The sequence below is a fragment of the Fastidiosipila sp. genome, assembly GCA_012511175.1.
Taxonomy (GTDB): Bacteria; Bacillota; Clostridia; order Saccharofermentanales; family DTU023; genus UBA4923.
The window spans coordinates 35989-54666 of record JAAZGO010000021.1 but is presented as its reverse complement, the minus strand read 5'-3'; the positions used below and the strand labels follow the sequence as shown (position 1 = coordinate 54666).

General features: G+C 56.7%; 11 protein-coding genes and 2 pseudogenes. 2 read left to right on the top strand and 11 right to left on the bottom strand.

What is annotated here, in order from left to right:
* Positions 1–29: 29 nt before the first annotated feature.
* The 9 genes from GX839_04385 to GX839_04345 form a co-directional block, all read right to left on the bottom strand.
* Positions 30–830, bottom strand: coding sequence for a ParA family protein (locus GX839_04385; GenBank protein ID NLB04695.1), 801 nt, complete (start codon positions 828–830; stop codon positions 30–32).
* Between the two features lie 92 nt (positions 831–922).
* Entirely contained in the window at positions 923–2515 is a 1593-nt protein-coding gene (locus GX839_04380) for a GNAT family N-acetyltransferase (GenBank protein ID NLB04694.1), read from the bottom strand.
* A 47-nt stretch (positions 2516–2562) separates the two neighbouring features.
* Positions 2563–4659 carry a DNA topoisomerase (ATP-hydrolyzing) subunit B gene (gene gyrB / locus GX839_04375; protein ID NLB04693.1) on the bottom strand — a complete coding sequence of 699 codons (2097 nt, stop codon included), beginning with the start codon at positions 4657–4659 and terminating at the stop codon, positions 2563–2565.
* Between the two features lie 16 nt (positions 4660–4675).
* A complete protein-coding gene (locus GX839_04370) occupies positions 4676–4918 on the bottom strand; it encodes a DUF370 domain-containing protein (GenBank protein NLB04692.1) in 243 nt (80 codons plus the stop codon).
* A gap of 102 nt (positions 4919–5020) precedes the next feature.
* Positions 5021–6232 (bottom strand): DNA replication/repair protein RecF, encoded by a 1212-nt coding sequence (recF, locus tag GX839_04365; GenBank protein NLB04691.1) that lies wholly within the window; start codon positions 6230–6232, stop codon positions 5021–5023.
* Between the two features lie 7 nt (positions 6233–6239).
* Positions 6240–7340: a DNA polymerase III subunit beta gene (dnaN, locus tag GX839_04360; protein ID NLB04690.1), complete on the bottom strand. Its 1101-nt coding sequence runs from the start codon at positions 7338–7340 to the stop codon at positions 6240–6242.
* Positions 7341–7584: 244 nt separating this feature from the next.
* Positions 7585–8931: a chromosomal replication initiator protein DnaA gene (gene dnaA / locus GX839_04355; GenBank protein ID NLB04689.1), complete on the bottom strand. Its 1347-nt coding sequence runs from the start codon at positions 8929–8931 to the stop codon at positions 7585–7587.
* Positions 8932–9257: 326 nt separating this feature from the next.
* Positions 9258–11525, bottom strand: coding sequence for an NAD(+) synthase (gene nadE / locus GX839_04350; protein ID NLB04688.1), 2268 nt, complete (start codon positions 11523–11525; stop codon positions 9258–9260).
* A 13-nt stretch (positions 11526–11538) separates the two neighbouring features.
* Complete coding sequence (locus GX839_04345; protein NLB04687.1) at positions 11539–13380, bottom strand: M24 family metallopeptidase; 1842 nt, start codon at positions 13378–13380, stop codon at positions 11539–11541.
* Positions 13381–13519: 139 nt separating this feature from the next.
* Between GX839_04345 and GX839_04340 the strand changes: the two genes are divergently transcribed.
* Entirely contained in the window at positions 13520–14263 is a 744-nt protein-coding gene (locus GX839_04340) for an SDR family oxidoreductase (GenBank protein NLB04686.1), read from the top strand.
* Between the two features lie 1694 nt (positions 14264–15957).
* Here the strand turns inward: GX839_04340 and GX839_04335 are convergent.
* Both GX839_04335 and GX839_04330 read right to left on the bottom strand, forming a co-directional pair.
* Positions 15958–16059: pseudogene (locus GX839_04335) on the bottom strand (DUF4190 domain-containing protein).
* Positions 16060–17981: 1922 nt separating this feature from the next.
* Positions 17982–18062 (bottom strand): annotated as a pseudogene (locus GX839_04330) (RDD family protein).
* Between the two features lie 231 nt (positions 18063–18293).
* Here GX839_04330 and GX839_04325 point away from each other — a divergent pair.
* Positions 18294–18668: an FMN-binding protein gene (locus GX839_04325; GenBank protein ID NLB04685.1), complete on the top strand. Its 375-nt coding sequence runs from the start codon at positions 18294–18296 to the stop codon at positions 18666–18668.
* The last annotated feature ends 10 nt before the right edge of the window (positions 18669–18678 follow it).

Genomic DNA, 18678 nt, shown 5'->3' with positions numbered 1-18678 from the left:
TTGATCTCCTGCTCTATCAGCCTGTCCGGCTAAATTTGTCCAAGGCTGCCATCCTGCCAGGCCTTGCCTGCCAGGCGGCGGGAAAGTTCTCGCGCCAGCGTCTTGTAGCCCTGGGCTCCCCGTGACCGCCTGTCATATTCGAAAATGGTATTCCCGAAGCTTGGCGCCTCGCTCAACCGCACATTGCGGGGAATACAGGTTTCGAGAAAGTCCTGGCGAAAATACCAGGAAACTTCGTCACGAACCTGCTTGGAAAGTTGTGTCCGCGCGTCAAACATGGTAATGAAGACTCCCGCCAGGCGGAGTTTGGGATTGTAGGCCTTTTTGACCAGGCTGAGCGTGGTCATCAGCTGCATCAGTCCTTCCAGGGCATAGTATTCTGCCTGCACCGGGATGAGCACGGCATCGGAGGCCGTCAGGGCGTTGACCGTCAGGAGGCCCAGAGAGGGCGGACAGTCGATCAGGATGTAGTCGTAAAGATCCCTCAGCTGGGACACGATCTGAGCCAGCCTTCTTTCCCGTTCGCTCAGGGCAACCAGTTCAATTTCGGCACCCGCCAGATTAATGTTGGAAGGCAAGAGATGGAGATGGGGCCGGGCTTCCACAAGGGAACCTCTGACATCGCTGGAATTGCCCACGATCAGGTCGTAGGTCGAGCCCCGGAGCATTTTTTTGTCGACCCCCATTCCGGAGGTCGAATTGCCCTGTGGATCGGCGTCCACCAGCAATACTTTTCTGCCTTGACCGGCCAGGGCGGCTGCCAGATTGACGCAGGAGGTGGTCTTCCCTACGCCACCCTTTTGATTGGCAACAGCGATCACAATTCCCATGATTTTCCCACTATCCTTGTCGATCTTTTCGTCAAACCGTCAACGCGTCAATTGTATCATGACCGGTGACACCCTCCGGACAAGGCGTGATTTTATGACAGCAACCGTTCGATATCCTCGGGGCGCGTCGTATAGGAGGTCACAAAACGACACACCTGACGACCGTCATCGGTCGTCATGATGCGCTCAAAGACGGCACGCTCGGCAAAGAAGGCCTCCTCTCCCGGATCCAGCATGACGAAGAGCTGATTGGTCTGCGGAGGTACCATGAAGTCGATCCCCCGCGACCGGAAAAGGGCGGCCAGTTCACTCGCCCTTTGATTTCCGTAACGGCCGATCTCGCAATAGAGATCATGGCGGAAGAGGGCGGCAAACTGGATGCCCAAAAGGCGCCCCTTGGCTAAAAGTCCCCCCCGCTGTTTCATCAGGGAACGGAAATCCTGTTTCAGGGATTCCCGGCTGATGACCAGAGCCTCGCCAAACAGTGCACCGCACTTGGTTCCTCCGATGGTGAACAGGTCACAAAGACGCGCCATATCGGCGAGGCCAAGCCCTGTTTCAGGAACTGCCAGCGCGGCGGCCAGCCTGGCTCCGTCTACATAGAGAATCAGTCCCCGTTGATCGGCAACTTTTCGGATGGCCTCCAGGTCCTCCTTTTTGTAAACAGTTCCAAGTTCTGTCGGCTGTGACAGATAGATCATACCGGGTTGCACCATGTGTTCCGCTGTCGGATCGTCCTGATAGGCCTGGCAGAAACGGTCAATTTCTGCGGCATCGAGCAGGCCGTCCCGGGACGGAACCACCAGCACTTTGTGTCCGGTCGCCTCAATGGCACCGGCTTCATGGACGTTGATGTGGCCTGTGCCTGCCGAGATAATTCCCTGCCAGGGCTTGAGGGCGCCGGCTGCCACGATCAGGTTGACTTGTGTTCCGCCGACAAGGAAATGGACGTCTGCCCCGGGGGCGCGGCAGGCCTCTTTTATCAGGCGGGCTGCCTCTTCGCAGAAGGCGTCCAGGCCGTAGCCGCTCGTTTTTACCTGGTTGGTTTTAATTAATTCTTCGAGCAGGGCCGGATGGCAGCCGGCATTGTAATCATTTTCAAAAGAGATACGGTCGCGTTTCATGGCCCGGTAAGCCTCCTCCGTCAACAGGAATTCTAACGATGCCTCCGAGGAGGGAACATCGCGCTTTCTTTCAAAGGTGCGGGAAAAAGCAAAACCTGTTTTCTCCAGCACCCGGCGGCTTTGATGATTGGACCGGGAACAACAGCCAACCAGCAGGGTCGCCGGGGTAAAGCGAAAAAGATAGCCGACCAGAACCGCAAGCGCCTCCGCTGTCAGCCCTTGCCCCCAGTAAGTTTTGGACAAGGCATAGCCAATTTCCTTGGCATGGCGGTTTTGAAAAGCTTCGGGAAGGGTCTGGGGGACTGGATGGACTCCCATCGAGCCGATGACCTTGCGATCCTTTTTGTGATAGACGGCCAGGACCTCCCCGGCTTCCATAAACTGCCTGAGAATGGTCCTGGTTTCTTCTATCGACCGGTGATGGGGCCAGCCGGCCATCTCCCCGACACCGGGCACCCGGGCATAGGCGTGAAAGTCATCCAGGTCGGAAAGCTCCCAGGGTCTAAGCTGCAGGCGGTCTGTTTCGAGGGTAATGCCTTTGATTGAAAATTCAAAATCCATGATTTACCAAAGCCGGCAGAAATGTTTCACGTGAAACAATGCATGATTCAGGTATCGAGCGTTGCCAGTTTGGCGTTTGCCCGGATAAAATCCCGGCGTGGCTCCACTTTATCGCCCATCAGAAGGGTGAAGGTCTCATCCGCTATTTGCGCGTCGACCACCTGGACCTGGAGGAGTTTGCGCTGCTCCGGGTTCATGGTCGTCTCCCAAAGCTGATCGGAATTCATCTCACCGAGACCTTTGAAACGCTGAAGTTTTGGATTGTCCCAGCCTTCCTCTTCCTTAATCACAGCAATCTCCTCCTCATCGTAGGCATACCGGCTCTTCTTATCCTGATAGACCCTGTAAAGCGGTGGGCAGGCAATGTAGACATGCCCGGCATCAACCAGCGGGCGCATGTAGCGGAAGAAAAAGGTCAAAAGCAGCGTCCGGATATGCGATCCGTCCACATCAGCGTCAGCCATGAGGATGATCTTGTGATAGCGGAGCCTCTCCAGATCGAAGTCGTTGCCGATGCCGGCGCCGAGCGCCATGACAATGGGCATCAGCTTGTCATTATCCAGCACCTTGTCGACACGTGATTTTTCCACATTCAACATTTTCCCCCACAGGGGCAGAATGGCCTGGTATTTTCTTTCGCGGCCATTTTTGGCGGTGCCGCCGGCCGAGTCTCCCTCCACGATAAAAAGTTCACAGAAAGTCGGGTCCTTTTCCTGGCAATCGGCCAGCTTGCCCGGCAGGGCATTGCTGTCCAGAGCACTCTTGCGGCGGGTCATATCCCTGGCTTTTCGGGCAGCTTCCCGGGCCTGAGAGGCTGCCAGGCTCTTGCCCGCGATCATCCGCGCCGTTTGGGGGTTCTCTTCCAGGTAGACCATGAGTTTCTCGTTGACCGTTGACTCAACGACTGTCCGCACTTCCGGATTACCCAGGCGGGTCTTGGTCTGTCCCTCAAACTGGGGGTTCTTCAGCTTGACGCTGACAATGGCGCACATGCCTTCCCGGATATCCTCGCCTTGAAGATTTTTGTCTTTTTCTTTCAGGATGCTGTATTTTCGCGCATAGTCGTTGATCGTCTTGGTCAGCGCAGAGCGGAAACCGGTCAAATGGCTGCCGCCCTCAATGGTGGCGATGTTGTTGGCATAGGTATAGACATTTTCGCTGTAGGAATCGTTGTATTGAATGGCAACTTCGACAAAGCAGCCGTCCTGTTCAGCCGAAAAATAAATGGGCGGATCGTAAAGCACGTTCTTGTTGCGGTTGAGGTATTCGACAAAAGACACGATCCCCCCACCGTAATGCAGGTGTTTGACAAGCGGCGGCGACACACGCGCGTCAATCAGGGTGATGGCTACATCACGGTTAAGAAAGGCCATCTCCCTGTAGCGTGTCGTCATGAGATCAAAATCGGCATCGAGTTCGCTGAAGATCTCAGAGTCCGGCTTGAAAGTGGTCACCGTTCCCGTTTTATCAGTCGCCCCCGTAACCGTCAGGGGCGTCACCGTCTCTCCCCGTTCGAAACGTATAAAATGAGCCTTGCCGTCCCGGTTGACTGTCACCTCCATCCATTCCGACAGGGCGTTGACGACTGCCGCGCCGACTCCGTGAAGTCCGCCTGACACGCCATAGGCTTCGCCGCCGAATTTGCCGCCCGCGTGGAGCATGGTGTGGACCACTTCCACGGTTGGGATGCCGGCGGTCGGATGGATACCGACGGGAATGCCGATGCCGTTGTCTTCGACACGGATCGACTGATCAGGCAGCACGGTTACCTCAATGGCATCACACCTGCCCGCCAAAGCTTCGTCAACGGAGTTGGCGACAATTTCATAAATCAGGTGGTGGAGGCCGCGTGCCGTCGTATCCCCGATGTACATGCCGGGCCTCTTGCGGACAGCCTCCAGCCCTTCGAGAACCTGGATATCACGGTCCTCATAGCTGGCGGTTGATTTTGTGTCGTAATCTGTCAGCTGGACGGCAGCCAGTGACTCTTCATCCTCGGCGTAATCGTCGGTCAGCGCACGGACGTCTTCAGCCAGATTGACCAGCCCCTCTTCGGAGGATCCTGCGTCTTCTTCCGCCCTTCGAAGCATTTCTTTCAGACTTTCCGATGGTCTGCTTTTATCTTTTTCACGTTCTTTGTTCATGGCATCCTTCCGCCTTTTATTTCCGCCCTGCAAGCCGGGAATGCAGTGTTTCCGCCGAAACAGGCGACAAAAATACACGGTCTACCGTGACAACCAGAGAACGGGGCAGATCCGCTGTCATCCAGTCCAGCCGACCCTCCTCTTCCAGCTGCCTCATCAAGTCCGCCGTTCCCCCTGAAGGTGCGATGCGGTCGAGATCAAATATTCCGACAATCCAATGGGCTGGCAGTGAAACATCGGCGCCGATGTGTACGTACATATTTCTCCGGTTCAGGGTGAAATCCCTTATGCTTGCTCACTTGAAATTATATCATATTCCGGCTGAAACGGCTCGCAGCTGCCCCTGGTTGGAGAGTTGAAATCAAGCCGTTTCAGGCCTTTTCGCCGGTTCAACCTTTCCCTCTTTGACCCGGTAAAAGTGGACCGGCCCCGACCAGACGTCAGGATCGCTGCCGGAGCCGGTCGGATCCGGATCGGTGCAGGTAATAAAAACCTGGTGATCGCGGATCACCTCCATCAGCCGGGAACGTCTGGCGTCATCAAGCTCTGACATGACATCATCCAGGAGAAGAATCGGTTTTTCACCGGTCATCTCAGTCAGGATGGTCAGCTCAGCGATTTTCAGGGCCAGAACCGCGGATCGTTGCTGCCCCTGGGAAGCATAGACCCGGGCATCTGATCCGTTGAGCAGGATCAGCATGTCATCGCGGTGGGGGCCCTGCGAAGTGCTTCCTCGGGACAGATCATCCTCCCGCGCCCGGATCAGCCGTTCGAGATAGAGGGAGGCGATGGCCCGGCGGTCCATGCCGGTAACCAGACCTGCAAGCCCTTTGTAATGCAGCTCGAGGCTCTCTTTTGACCCGGTCAGATGTTGCAGTGACAAGGAGGCGTACTGGGAAAGAAGACTGACACACCGGATTCTTTTTTCCAAAATGGCTGCCGCGTGCCCTGCCAGGGTCTCGTCCCAGACATCCAGCTGGGTGCCTGAATCGACGGGGAGGCCGCTGGCCTTTCCGGCTGGCGCATCTTCTGTTTGTTCGCGGGCTCTAAGGGATTTAAGCAAGCGGTTGCGATGAGCCAGAATCCTCCAATACGCCTGCAGGTCGAGAAAATAGGTGCGGTCTGTCCGCGAAATCAAGATATCAAGAAATCTCCGGCGCTCTGCGGGACCTCCCTTTACGATCTGGAGATCTTCCGGTGCGAAAAGAATGGCATGAAACAGGCCCATCATGTCGGCCAACCGGCCTATCTCCATCTCGTTATACAGGATGATCCGCGAGGGGGCGCCGTTTTTTTCAGGTGGCCTCCGATATTCGATGGAAACCGATTCTGAAAGCCCCCGGTCTGTTACAAAGCCGACCGATGCCCGGTAAAAGTCCTCTCCCTGGCGAACCAGTTCATCATCACGGCCGGTCCGGTGTGAACGGGCGCAGGTGCAAAGGTAAATGGCTTCAAGCAGATTGGTTTTTCCCTGCGCGTTAGAGCCATGGAAAATGTGCGTTCCGCCGGGAAAAGAAAGCCGGAGGTGCCCGTAGTTCCTGAAGTTGATCAGTTCGACAGAACAAAGGCGCATGGATGGCCTAGCGGCGAAGCGGGAGAATCATGTAATAAAATTCATCGCCTTTTTCCGGCTTGAGCGAACAGGGCCCGAGGCTGCCGCTGAAGGTCATCAGGATTTGTTCGTCCTCGATCTCGCGCAGGGCCTCGATAAAAAAGCGCGGGTTGAAATCGATTTCGATCTTGTCGCCGGACAAGGCCACAGGGATCTCCTCCCTCGCGGTCCCGATGTCTGTTTTTGACTCAATAGTCAGGGTTTCGTGGTCGGGCGAACTGAAGATAACCGGGAACTTGCGGTCTTCGGTGTCAATCATGATGGAGGCCCGGATGACTGCAGCAAGCAGCACATCGGGAGCAATGGTCAAGCTGGTATCGGCGTCACGGGGGATGATGCTGCGGTAATTCAGGAATTCCCCCCGGATTAGCCGCGTCACAACCCTGACCTTTTCCTTGCTGAAAATAATGTAGTTGTGCGAAGGAGAGACCACCACTTCCTCATCTGTCTCAGACAAAATTCTGGCGATTTCCCCCATGGCTTTTGCGGGGACAATAATATTGATATTGGCCGTCACTCCCGGGATGGCTTCCCTGCGCACAGCCAGCCTGAAACCATCCAGGGCGACCAGGGTCAGGGTTTCGTCCTCGACGATCAGGTTGATCCCCATCAGTATGGGCCGGCTTTGGTCGGTGCTGACAGCGAAACTTGTCTGGTTGATCATCTGCCGCAAGGTTTTTTGATTGAGTACGATTTTCGTTTCTTCTTCGAAGAACTCAATCTCGGGATATTGTTCTGCGGCATAGCCACGGATATTGAACACACTCTTGCCGCTTTCGACCACAAGAACTGTCCCGTCCTTGATCGCAAGATAGACCAGATTGTCGGAAAGTTTTTTGACAATCTCGGACAAGACCCTGGCTGGCACCACAAGACTTCCCGCTTGCGAAATATCGGCCTCCATCCGGTACTCGATGCCGGTTTCGCTGTCGTAGCCGGTCAAAACCAGTTCCTGATTGGCTTTGAGCAGGATGCCGTCCAGAACAGGATTGGTTGACCGGGTTGAAACGGCCCGCTGGACAGTCGTGATGGCTTCCATTAAAAGATTTCTAGAGCATGTCAGTTTCATTTTCAAGTCTCCCGTTTTGCCTGTTGCCTTCCTGGATAATTCACCCTCTTCTTATTCTAGGTGTCAGTTGTGTGAAAAATCCGCCTTTACCGAAGCATGCAGGGCCTTTGGCCTTGTTGCTAAACCGTTGATTATCTGTGCATCTTTTGTTGAGAAATCGTCTTGTCAACAATCCCGCACCTGTCCACAAAAGATCAACACGGTATTGACAACGAATTATCAACAAATGATCATAACTTGTTCATTACTGCAACCGCATTTCGATGTTGTTGATGGTTTCGGAGAGCGCGGGATCCATCACAATACCTTCTGCAATTTTATCACAGGCGTGAAGGACGGTTGCGTGGTTCTTGCCGCCGAAGGCTGTCCCGATTTCCTTGAGGGTTCTGTTCAATTTTTTGCGGCAGAGATACATGGCAATCTGCCGGGGTTCCACGATGTCCTGACTCCTTTGGCGTGATTTCAGGTCGTCGACTGAAATGCCATAATAATGGGCCACGATTTCCATGATCAAGGGGAAATCGAGGGCCTTGACCGCGCCGGGTTGAATGACACTTTGCAGGGCTTGCCTTGCCACCTCGGCTGTGACGTCAGTACCCATCATCTGCAAGGCGCTGACCGTCTTGAATGCGCCTTCTATTTCGCGGACGTTGGAAGTGATATTCCCTGCGATGTATTCGATGATATCGGAAGCGATGTCTACGCCCTGCGTGCGGCAGAGGTTCTTCAAAATTGCGATCCGTGTTTCGTAGTCGGGCGGCTGGATGTCGATGGTCAGCCCGCTGATAAAGCGGGTGCGCAGGCGGTCCGTCAGGGACGCCAGGCTTTGGGGCGGCTTGTCGCAGGTGAGAATGATGTTCTTGCCCGACTCGTAAAGGGCATTGAAGGTGTAAAAGAACTCGACCTGCATGCGTTCCTTGGACTCAATGAACTGGATGTCATCGATCAGGAGCATGTCGGCCAGCCTGTAATGGCTGCGAAAGGCCTCGAAGTCATTTTTCTGAATGCAGGTAATAAATTCATTGACGAATTGCTCAGATTGTACGTAAACGACGCGTTTGTCGGGGAAGTCCCGGCGTACCTGATTGCCGATCGCGTGCATCAGGTGTGTTTTCCCGAGACCTGACCCGCCATAAAGAAAAAGCGGATTGTAATTGCCCGGGGATTCCATGGAAGCCACAGCCACAGAGGCGGCATGGGCAAAACTATTGCTGGAGCCCACGATGAAGGTCGAAAAAGTGTAACCGGGATTAAGCCGGCCGATCTGGAAAGAGCCATTGTGACCGAAAGCAGTGTCCTGACGCCGTTCCAGTTCTTCTCTGCTGGGGATGCTGCCGTCCGGCCGAACGGCGATTTCCAGGTCGTAATGGACCCGGGTTGCGTTTCTCAAGGCAAATTCGATCTGCTCGCGGTGCTGGCCGATGTATTCCATGGCAATCTCGTTGGGGACGGAAAGGCCGAAGGTGCGCTCGCTGGACAAGTAGGGTTTCGCATTGGTAAACCAGGTGTTGAAGGTCAGGGGGTTAATCTCTTTGCTCAAGGTTTGCTGGCAGACAGAACTCCAGATCGAATCAGCGCTTTTTCTTGCCATCTTGGAAAAATACGTCCCCTTCCGCTATGCTGATGCCTCTTCTTTTACGAAATGATCGTGTTCTACATGCTACCAGAAAAAAGCAAGCCGTGAAAGGCTAAAATGTCTGATTTTTCGGGCATTTTCAGGATTGTCCGAAGAAAATTCGGCTAACAATTTGTGAGATGCAGCTTGTGAATTGTTAATAACTTTGTGGATAAGTCAATCGCTCCCGCACAGTTGTGAACCGGGCGGTTATTTTCTGCAAAAGGAAGAAGGAAACCTGCGAAATGCTGTTGATAACTTGTTGATTATTCAGAGAATGCATGTTGAAAAATCATTTTCACCTATTCTCTTTGAGCCTCAAAATGGTTTTTGGCCTCATCAATCCAAAGATCAGCCATGGCATCACCCGGCATCTGCCAGGCTGTGAGCGGGACAAGGCGTCTGGGAAAGACCTGGATCCCCTCCGGAGACGCCGTGCGCTTGAATTGATTGCGGAAAAATCTTTGGATGAAAATTTCCATCCAACTGGCCAATTCTTCCTTTCCAAAGTCCTTTTCGAAAGCTTTCCAAGCGAGATTGAGCACAGCAGAGGGTTTTTTGGCGCCGAAAACCAGATGCCAAAGGAAAAAATCGATGACTTCATAGGGACCTACCACCTCTTCCGTCAGCTGGGAGGGGGCGCCGTCCTTGTCAGGCGGCAGGAGTTCAGGTGATACCGGCCGCGACAGGATGGCACGCAGGGCTTCAGCTGCGGCGAGCGCCCGTTCCCGGTCGCTGATCAGGGGGGATTTGCCCTTTTCCAGAAAATCCGCAGCCTGGCGCACCATCTCCCGGATGACCGTTTTGGGGATGGAGGCGTTGATGGCATACATGGACATCTGGTCACCATTATAGGTGCACCAGCCCAGCGCCAGTTCGGACAGATCACCCGTCCCTACAACCAGCCCGCCCTCCAGGTTGGAAAGGTCCATGAGAATTTGGGTCCGTTCCCGGGCCTGGGCATTCTCGAAGGTCACATCCGTGCGGTTCCCCTTGTATCCGATGGCCTTCAGATGAAGGTCAAGGGCCTCATGGATGGAGATTTCGCGGAAATCGAGGTCCGCTGCCTCTGCCAGTTGGCGGGCCAGTTTGATCGATCTTTCCGAGGTTCCGGGCCCCGGCATGGAAAGAGCCAGGATGTCCGAAGGAGGCCGCCCCGACAGCCGCATGGCTTCCAGGCAGGCCAGGAGGGCGGCGGCGGAGTCAAGGCCGCCGGAGAGCCCCAGGACGGGCCTGGCGCCCAGGAGCCCGAGCCGGCCTGATAGCCCGCGGCCCTGGATGGCCAACGTTTCTTCATAGAGGCTGGCGGCCTCAAGTTGACTGCGCATCAAAAAGGGAAGCTTGTCCGGCTCGTCCTTTTCGGTTTTTTCCTTGCCGTTTTTCAGGATATCCCAGCGGGTGCCGGCCTGGCTTCTCAGGCGGAACAGGTCTCCTGCTGCCAGGTCAGCCAGGGTTATGCCGCTTGTGTAGGGATCACTTTCAGCCAGGACGCGGCCGTCGGAGATGATCAGCCTGTGACCCGCGTAAACACCGTTGCTGACCGATTCCCCCTGGCCGGCCCCGGCGTAAAGGATGATGCTGTGGTCGCGCAGTGAGCGTCGGATCAATTCCCGCTTGAGCCTTCGATAATCGCCGGTCCACTCAGGCCGGCCGTCGGCGATGGCTGCTACCGGGATGGAACCGTGTGCCAGAGCGTCAAGAGCGTGAGCCGGCTCGAAATTGAAGAGCCTGACATCCCGGCAGTCATGGAGCTGGCCCGGCAGGAGCGAAGGGCGGACGGCCAGACAGGGAATAACGGTGCAAAGGTTGACAAACTGAAAGGTAAAAGACAGCAGATTCTCCGCATTGATATCACAAAGGGAAAAGTCAAAGCCCGACAAGCCGTCCCATTCACCTTTTTTCGGGGGCACAAGAGGTTCGTCGATGGCATGACGCAGGATGGTGGGGCACTCGGCCGGCGGAAGGCTGACCTCCATGATGTCTCCGGTCTCACCCTTGCCGGCTTCGGCGATCAGTTCACAGGAGAATGCCTGGTGATCTTCCAGGTCGGGGGAGAGAGGGTCGGAAAACCAGCGTCTTTCTTCATGGGAAAGGTAAGAGGCGGGTGTCATGCCTACAATTTCACCATGGTACAGGATGGCCGTCGCTTTGAAGAGGCGCTGTTCGAGGCGCAGGGGCAGGGACAAAAGGACCAGGAGGTGGGAGTCGGCTGTCGCGCGCGTGATGCGGGCCAGACTCTCCAGGCAGGTGTCCTGGAGGATGCGCTGGAAGAAAAGATCCCCGGCGGTCATGCCGGTCAGGGCATGGTCGGAAAAAAGCAGAAGATCGGCCCCGGCTTGAGCCGCCTCGCCGATCAGGGCCAGGATCTCTTGTTCGTTGGCCTCAACGTCTCCCAGCCGCACTTGCGGGGTCGCGACGGCCATGCGGATGTCGCGGAAGTGGTCAAGATGCCCGCTTGCCGCCAGCTCCAGCGTCAGCGTTTCATCCTGAGTCAGCGTGATGGTCGCCGGCTTGACGGGGCTTTGGGTTGGCGCACCGGCCATCTTGGAAGTGTCCGCTTTTGCTGGCATGGCCCGCCTTCCTTCACAAGGGTTCTGTCTGGTCCAGGACAAAACGGACCAGGTCCTCATCCGCAAGAGAGGGAATGACCGCCTCTCGTACCGACTGGTGGTAATCGTTCAGCCAGGCTGTTTCCTCCAGCGTGAGGAGGGCCGGATCAATGGCCGGGCGATCAAAGGGGACATAGGTCATGGTCTGGAAACGAAGGAAGACATCGCCGTCTTCGTTCAGGAGCTCTTCGGACTCGACGAGCGATGGCATGCCATCCCGGAATGCAACCGCCTGATTGGCCTTGAGCACCAGGTAGTCGTTTTCCAGCCGTATCCCATGTTTGCCCTGGCGGTAAACGCCGGGTTCGATGGTGATGACCATATGTTCGCGGAAACCATAGCTGCCAGCCCGGGGATTATGTGTCAGCCGCTGAGGGCCTTCGTGGACACCCGAGAGGTAGCCGAATCCGTGACCGGTTCCGCACTTGTAGTCCAGCCCGTAACGCCACATGACCGACCGGGCAATGGCATCCAGGGCCACACCGCTGGTCTCCCGCAAAAAGGGTTGCGAAGCCAGGGCGATATGGGATTTCAGGGTCATGGTGTAGTCGCGTTTTTCCTGTTCGGTCAGATGACCCAGGGAGACGGTCCGGGTGATGTCGGTGGTGCCATCCAGGCTTTGGGCCCCGCAGTCGACAAGGTAGAAGCCTTTCTCTGCCAGGAGACTATGCGCTTCGGGGCTTGCCTGGTAATGCATCATGGCAGCGTTGGCCCCGTAAGCTGAGATGGTCGGGAAACTTTCGATGATGAAGTTCCCGGATTCACGGCGGATGGAGGCCAGCTTTTCTGCGGTCTCAATCTCGCTCAAGCCCTCCCGGGCTGCCCGGGTCTTCACGAAGTGTAGGTAGCGCGTGACTGCCACGCTGTCCCGGATGCCGGCCCGGAGCTGGCACATGAGCTCAACCTCGTTCAGCTCGGCCTTCATCAGGTAGGGATAATCTTTCCTGGCCAGGACCTTGACATGGCCGGGCAGGGCCTCGATCAGGGACCGGCCTGTCCGCCCGGTGTCGGTGACCAGCAGGCCCGGGGAAAGCCCCTGCAGCTTTTCCCCGATTTCCTGATAGGGCAAAAGGGTGATCCCCTGTTTTGAGAAAATGCCCGCCATTTCACGGTTGACTTTCACCGGATCGATAAAAAGAAAGGCCTCCTCTTCCGCGATCAGGGCAAAGGCCATGGCAACCGCACTATGGGGAACATCACTTCCGCGGAAATTCATGAGCCAGGCGACATCATCCAGACCCACGTAGAGGGCGTAAGCTGCGCCATCCTCCTTCATCTTCTCCCTGACAGCGGCAAGCTTGTCCGCCGCTTCCCAGCCGGTGTATTGAAGGTCATGATGAAAAACAGGGCCGGAAGGCAGAGCCGGCCGGTCTTCCCACAGGTGACCGACCGGATCCAGGTCAGTAACGAGAGAAATTCTGCGGGCCGCAAGTTTTTCCTCCTGCTCCTCCGCTTCTTTTTGGGGGAGCAGGCGGCCGTCAACCGCAACACACTGGCCCGGACCCAGCGATTCCGCCAGCCAGTCCCAGGGGCCCGGCGTGCCGGGGGAGCCCTGCTTCATGAGCTCGAAGGGTGATCCTTCCAATTGCTTTTCTGCCTGGATGAAGTAGCGTCCATCGGCCCATAGCAGGGCCCTGCCGGCAGTTACAACTGCCGTGCCTGCCGACCCTGTGAAACCGGTCAGCCAGGCCCTGGCCTGGTAATAGGGGGCAACGTATTCCGAGTTATGAGGGTCAGCTGTGCCAATCAGGCAGGCATCAAGCCCCTCCTTTTTCATCCAGGCGCGAAGCCGGCCAACTTTGTCATGAACCGTCATCGAAAGTTTCTCCTCCGAGGTTTCTTCCTTTCATTGTAACACCCGCAAGGCCGGCCTGAGAGTGTTGTACAATAACGGGACAGTCACAAGAGGACAAGCCTTCCCGGGCAGGGGTCCAGAAGTTGAAAGGCGGCCATCCATGAGCAGGCAGAAAACGGCATTGGTAACAGGCGGCGCGCGCGGGATCGGACTTGCCATCTCCGAAACCCTGGCCCGCGACGGCTATCATGTCCTGGTCAATTATTTCCGATCGGAAGAGGAAGCCAAAGACCTGCTGGCAAGGCTCCGTGAGACAGGATGTGCGGCGACCCTGCTCCGGGCTGATGTGGCCAATCCCAGGGACGTCCGGGAAATGGTGGCTGCCGCCCTTCTGGAAACCGGCCGGATCGATGTCCTGGTCAACAATGCCGGACTGGCTTCCTGGGGCCTTTTGACAGAAACACCCGAGGAGACCTGGGACCGGGTCCTGGCAACCAATCTGAAATCGGGCTACCTGCTGTCGCATGCCGTCCTGCCCAACATGATCCAGAACAAGGCGGGCAGCATCGTCAATGTGTCATCCATGTGGGGGGTGCTGGGCGCTTCCTGTGAGGCGGCCTACGCGGCCAGCAAGGCTGGCCTGATCGGGCTGACCCGTTCTCTGGCCCAGGAGGTTGCGCCCGCGGGCATCCGGGTCAACGCCGTGTCACCGGGGGTTATCCAGACCGATATGATCCGGGGCTTCAAGGAAGAAGAGCTTTCCGCCCTGATCGACAGGACACCCCTTCACCGAATCGGAACGGCCCAGGAGGTGGCTGAGGCCGTGGCCTTTCTCGTGTCCGACAAAGCTTCTTTCATCACAGGCCAGGTCCTGGGGGTCGACGGCGGTTTTACCTGCCAATAAAAAGGAGCTGCGCCGGGCAGCTCCTCAATGGGATCCACGATGCGGGCCTAGTAGCCGAACAGTTCAGGGCGGGGGAAGAGGGGCATCATCTTGTCAAGGTCCAGGGGCGGCCCCAGGGCCCGGATGTCCTCAATCAGCACCGCATTGATCCAGACCTCTTCGGTGAAGGGAAAGTAGGGGTAGGCGCCGGCCAGGAAGTCCGCAAAGGCTCCCATGAGATAGGGATCCTGCAAGGGGATGACAGTTTCACCGGACGGCATGGTATCGAGTGTCCGGAAGGGGATCACGATAGCCTTGCCAGCCAGAACGTCATCGAAAGACTCGATAAATCCCCGGAATTTCTGGGGTTGGATCACATGGAAGCAGAGACTTTCATAGCCGTCTTCGAAGACGAAGAGTTGGGGTACGACCACCCACGGATTCCACCAATCCATATCTTCCCCCGCCGCTTCAGCATCCATCAGGCTGCCCAGGTCGGTGAGGCGGATGTATTCGAATGAACGCTGGTCAGCGGCCCGCACAGGGATGCTGTGCACTTCGACCCCGAGCTGGGAGAAGTTTTCTCTGGCATCCATATCCAGGAAATAAAAGTGATCCTCACAGTAGATAAGAGAGGATTCGCCGGCAACAGAAAAGTCAATCAGCCGGAGCCCATAAGGCGTCTCCGTAAAGACGACCCAGTAGCCATAATAAGGGAAATCCCCGGTTGCGTAACAGGAACAGTGGACCAGATACTCCATAAAACCGTCCCCGTTCAGATCCAAAGCGCCGTACTCATAAATCGGCTTGGTCAACAGGATGGTCAGGAAGTCCGCGTTGGGCAGGGCGGCTCCCGGCATGATGTCCGTGGCATAAGGCGGCATGCAGTAACGCCATTCAAACTCGGCCGGGTTGAAGTGAAGCAGGCCGACAATCCGCTCCCATTCGGCGTCTGAATCAAAGGGGGTTTCATTGATGGAAATCCCCGGTTGAGGGCTGTCCAGCAGATGCTGGCTCAGGTAGACGTAATCGAAAAAGACCGGGCTTTGATAGAGTTCTTTGGCAGTCCAGGCCGGGCCGGGGCCCGCCGTAAAATTATCCCGGACCAGCAGCTCACCCCCTTGTACCGGAACCCAGGCGGCCCTGACCGTTGTGCCCTGGCTTTCGATCTCTTCAATGTGGGCAAGCTCCTTCTGCTTTTGTTCCTCTGACAGGAGGTCAATCCAGACGGTGATGCCTTCTGCTTCATGGCCGGCCTCATAATCCCTCAGAGAATTGAACTGATAGGAGATGGTCTGGCGGTGGGTTACGGTGAAACCGTTTTCCGTGGGGAAGACAAACATCATGCGGGCGGCTTCTTCCTCTCCCCTGAGGTCGATGGCGATGTCCAGGGTCGGATGCTGGTAGTAATAGACAGGGTTGGCCCCCAGGTGCTGGATTTCATAGGGATCAAGGGTCAGCGCCCATTCAGCGTAAACCGACAACTCCGTTTCCGGCTCGGTTTCCTGAGGCTCGGTCTCCCCGGGCTCCGTCTCGGCGGGTGCCGTGGTCCGGGGCCGCCGGGTTTCTGTGGTGGGAAAGTGAGTGGGTTCAGGACGCTTGTCTTTTTTCAGAAGCAGCAGGTAGACGGCAGCCGCCGCAGCTCCAAGGAAGACAATGGCTGCCAGGATGATGGCGGTGATGGCGCCGGCGCCAAGTTTCTTCTTGGGCGGCGGAGGCGGCGGATAGTAGCCGCCGGGGTAGCCCTCCCAGCCGGGAGGCGGCGGATAAGGCGGCGGGTAAGGTGGAGACGAATAGGCCGGAGGGTAACCTGGCGGCATTTCCGTGGGGCTTCGGCCGTTTTCCTGGTAGGAGTGGTTGCTGACCATGGGGAACCTCCCGGCGCCGGGCGTCTTTTGGGCGAAAGGGTGGAAACTGCAGTACTGCTGTGCCTACACACTATATAAGGAAGGGCTTCCCGTCAACTGTTGATGAGCGGCTCTTATCAAGGCCCGGAGCTATAAAAGGGCAAAGAAGGAGCCGCGCGGGGCGGCTCCCTGACAAGAACAAAAGTCTGAGACTAATAATCGAGCAGTTCCGGGTGGGGCAAAAGGGACATAACTTTGTCTTCGGTCAACGGCGGTCCCAGAGCCAGAACCGAGGACACGGAAACCGCATTGTCCCAGTCTTGTTCAGCGAAGGGAAAGTAGTGGAACTCACTGTCCAGATAGTCCACAAAATTCCGCATGCGATATGGATCCTGCAGCTGAACGACGGTCTCCCCGGGCGGCACTGTATAGGGGGTCCGGATGGGCACCACAGTCGCCCTGTCTGACAGAGCCCCGTCCAGCGTTCCGACCACGCCCCAGAATTCGAAGGAGTTGATCACGTAGTAGTCAAAATACTCGTAGCCTTCATCGCTGGTGAAATGTTTAGGGACGATCACCCAGCTTGCCCACGGATCCAGGCTGTCGCCCTCGCTTTCCATGATAATCAGTTCGTTCAGATTGGTGAAGTAGGTGTATTCGAGCGGCCGCAAATAGGTGGCGGGCACGGGGATGCTGTGCTCTTCCGCAAAGAAGCTGTTGTCACCGTACTGACCGCGGGCCCCCAGAAAATAGAAGTGGTCGTCACTGTACACGAGATTGGCCTCGCCTGAACCGCAAAAACCGATCAGCCGCAAACCGTAGGGCGTCTCGGTGAAGACAACCCAATAGCCGTAACGCTCGGGACCATACTCATAAGAATCACAGCAACAGTGAACCAGATACTCGTAGAAGCCGTCTCCATTCAGGTCCAGGGCGCCGTATTCATAGATAGGCACGGTGGACAGATCCTCCAGGAAGGCCCAGTTGGGCAGGCCAACGGCCGGCCGGGGATCCCTTGAATAAGGCGGCATGCTGTAGCGCCACTCAAATTCCGCGGGGTTGGTGTGGAGCAGGCTGACGATCTCCGCCCATTCGGCGTTGGCGTCACCCGGAGTCTCTTCCACCTGAACCCCCGGCTGGGCACTTTCCACCAGATGATGACTTAAATAGACATGATCAAAAAAGACGGAGCTATTGTAGAGTTCTTTGGCGTACCAGGCGGAGTCCGGGCCGCCGGCCATATTGTCACGGACGTAAAGCGCGCCGTCCTTGACGCGGACCCATTCGACCAGGACCTCCTCCCCCTCGAGGCGGCGGGTGCTGATGGCGGCAATCTCCGCCTGCTCTTCCTCAGGCGACAGGAGATCAATTTGGACCGTGATGGATTCCACGTCCATGCCTCCCGGATAGTCTCTCAGCGAGCCAATCGCATAGGAGATGGCCTGGCGGTGGGTCACCGTAAAACCGGTTTCCGTGGGGAAGACATACATCATGCGGGCTGCTTCTTCTTCTCCCCGCAGATCAATGGCAATGTCCAGCGTCGGGTGCTGGTAATAATACACGGGGTTGGCCCCCAGGTGCTGGATTTCATAGGGATCAAGGGTTCGTGTCCGTTCAGCGTAAACCGACAACTCCGCTTCCGGCTCTGTCTCCTGCGGCTCGGTTTCCACAGGCTCGGTCTCGGTGGGCGCCGTGGTTCTGGGCGGCCGGGTCTCTGTCGTGGGCCAGGTGGGTTCAGGTCCCTTGTCTTTTTTCAGCACAAAATAGTAGACGGCAGCCGCCGCAGCCCCCAAGACGATGACGCCGGCCAGAATAATAGCGGTAATGGCGGCGCTGCTGAGCTTTTTTTTGGGCGCTTGCGGCGGCGGATAGTAACCGCCGGGGTAGCCCTGCCAGCCAGGGGGTGGGGGAGGATAAGCCTGGGGCGGTGGGGGCGGGTAAGCCGGAGGTGGCGGGGGGTAGCCCGGAGGCGGTGTTTCCGGGGCGTTCCGGCCGTCTTCCTGGTAAGAGTTGCTGCTGGCCATGGCGATCCTCCCGACGCGAGGCGTCAATCTTGAAAATGGGTTGTGACAGCAGTTTTGCTGATGGCTTCACACTATACAAGGAAGGGTTTTTCGTCAATACAAAACCGGCAGAAAGCGTTAGACTACAGGCAGGAAGAACTGATCGAAAAAACATAACGGGCTTATGAAAGAGGCATGGAAGTGATAAGTGAAAAATTGATTGAAGTGCTAAGTTCCCCGCCTGACGCCGCCTTGACTCTGGTCACCCAGGGCGAGGATGGCGCTCATCTGGCCAACTCCTGGAACAGCTATGCCCGCATCGAAGGAAACCGGCTCCTGCTCCCTGTGGGAGGGATGCGGGAAACCGAGCGAAACCTGGCCGTGGACAGCACAGTCAAGCTCTCCATCTCCAACCGGGAGGTTCAGGGCCTGACCTACAGGGGCACTGGATTCCTGCTTACCGGAAACGGGGAGGTTCGCGCGGAAGGCCCAGATTACGAGAAAATCAAGGATTCCTTTCCCTGGGCACGGGCCGTTCTTATCATCACGGTGACCCGGGCAACGCAGACCCTGTAAAAAAAGAGCC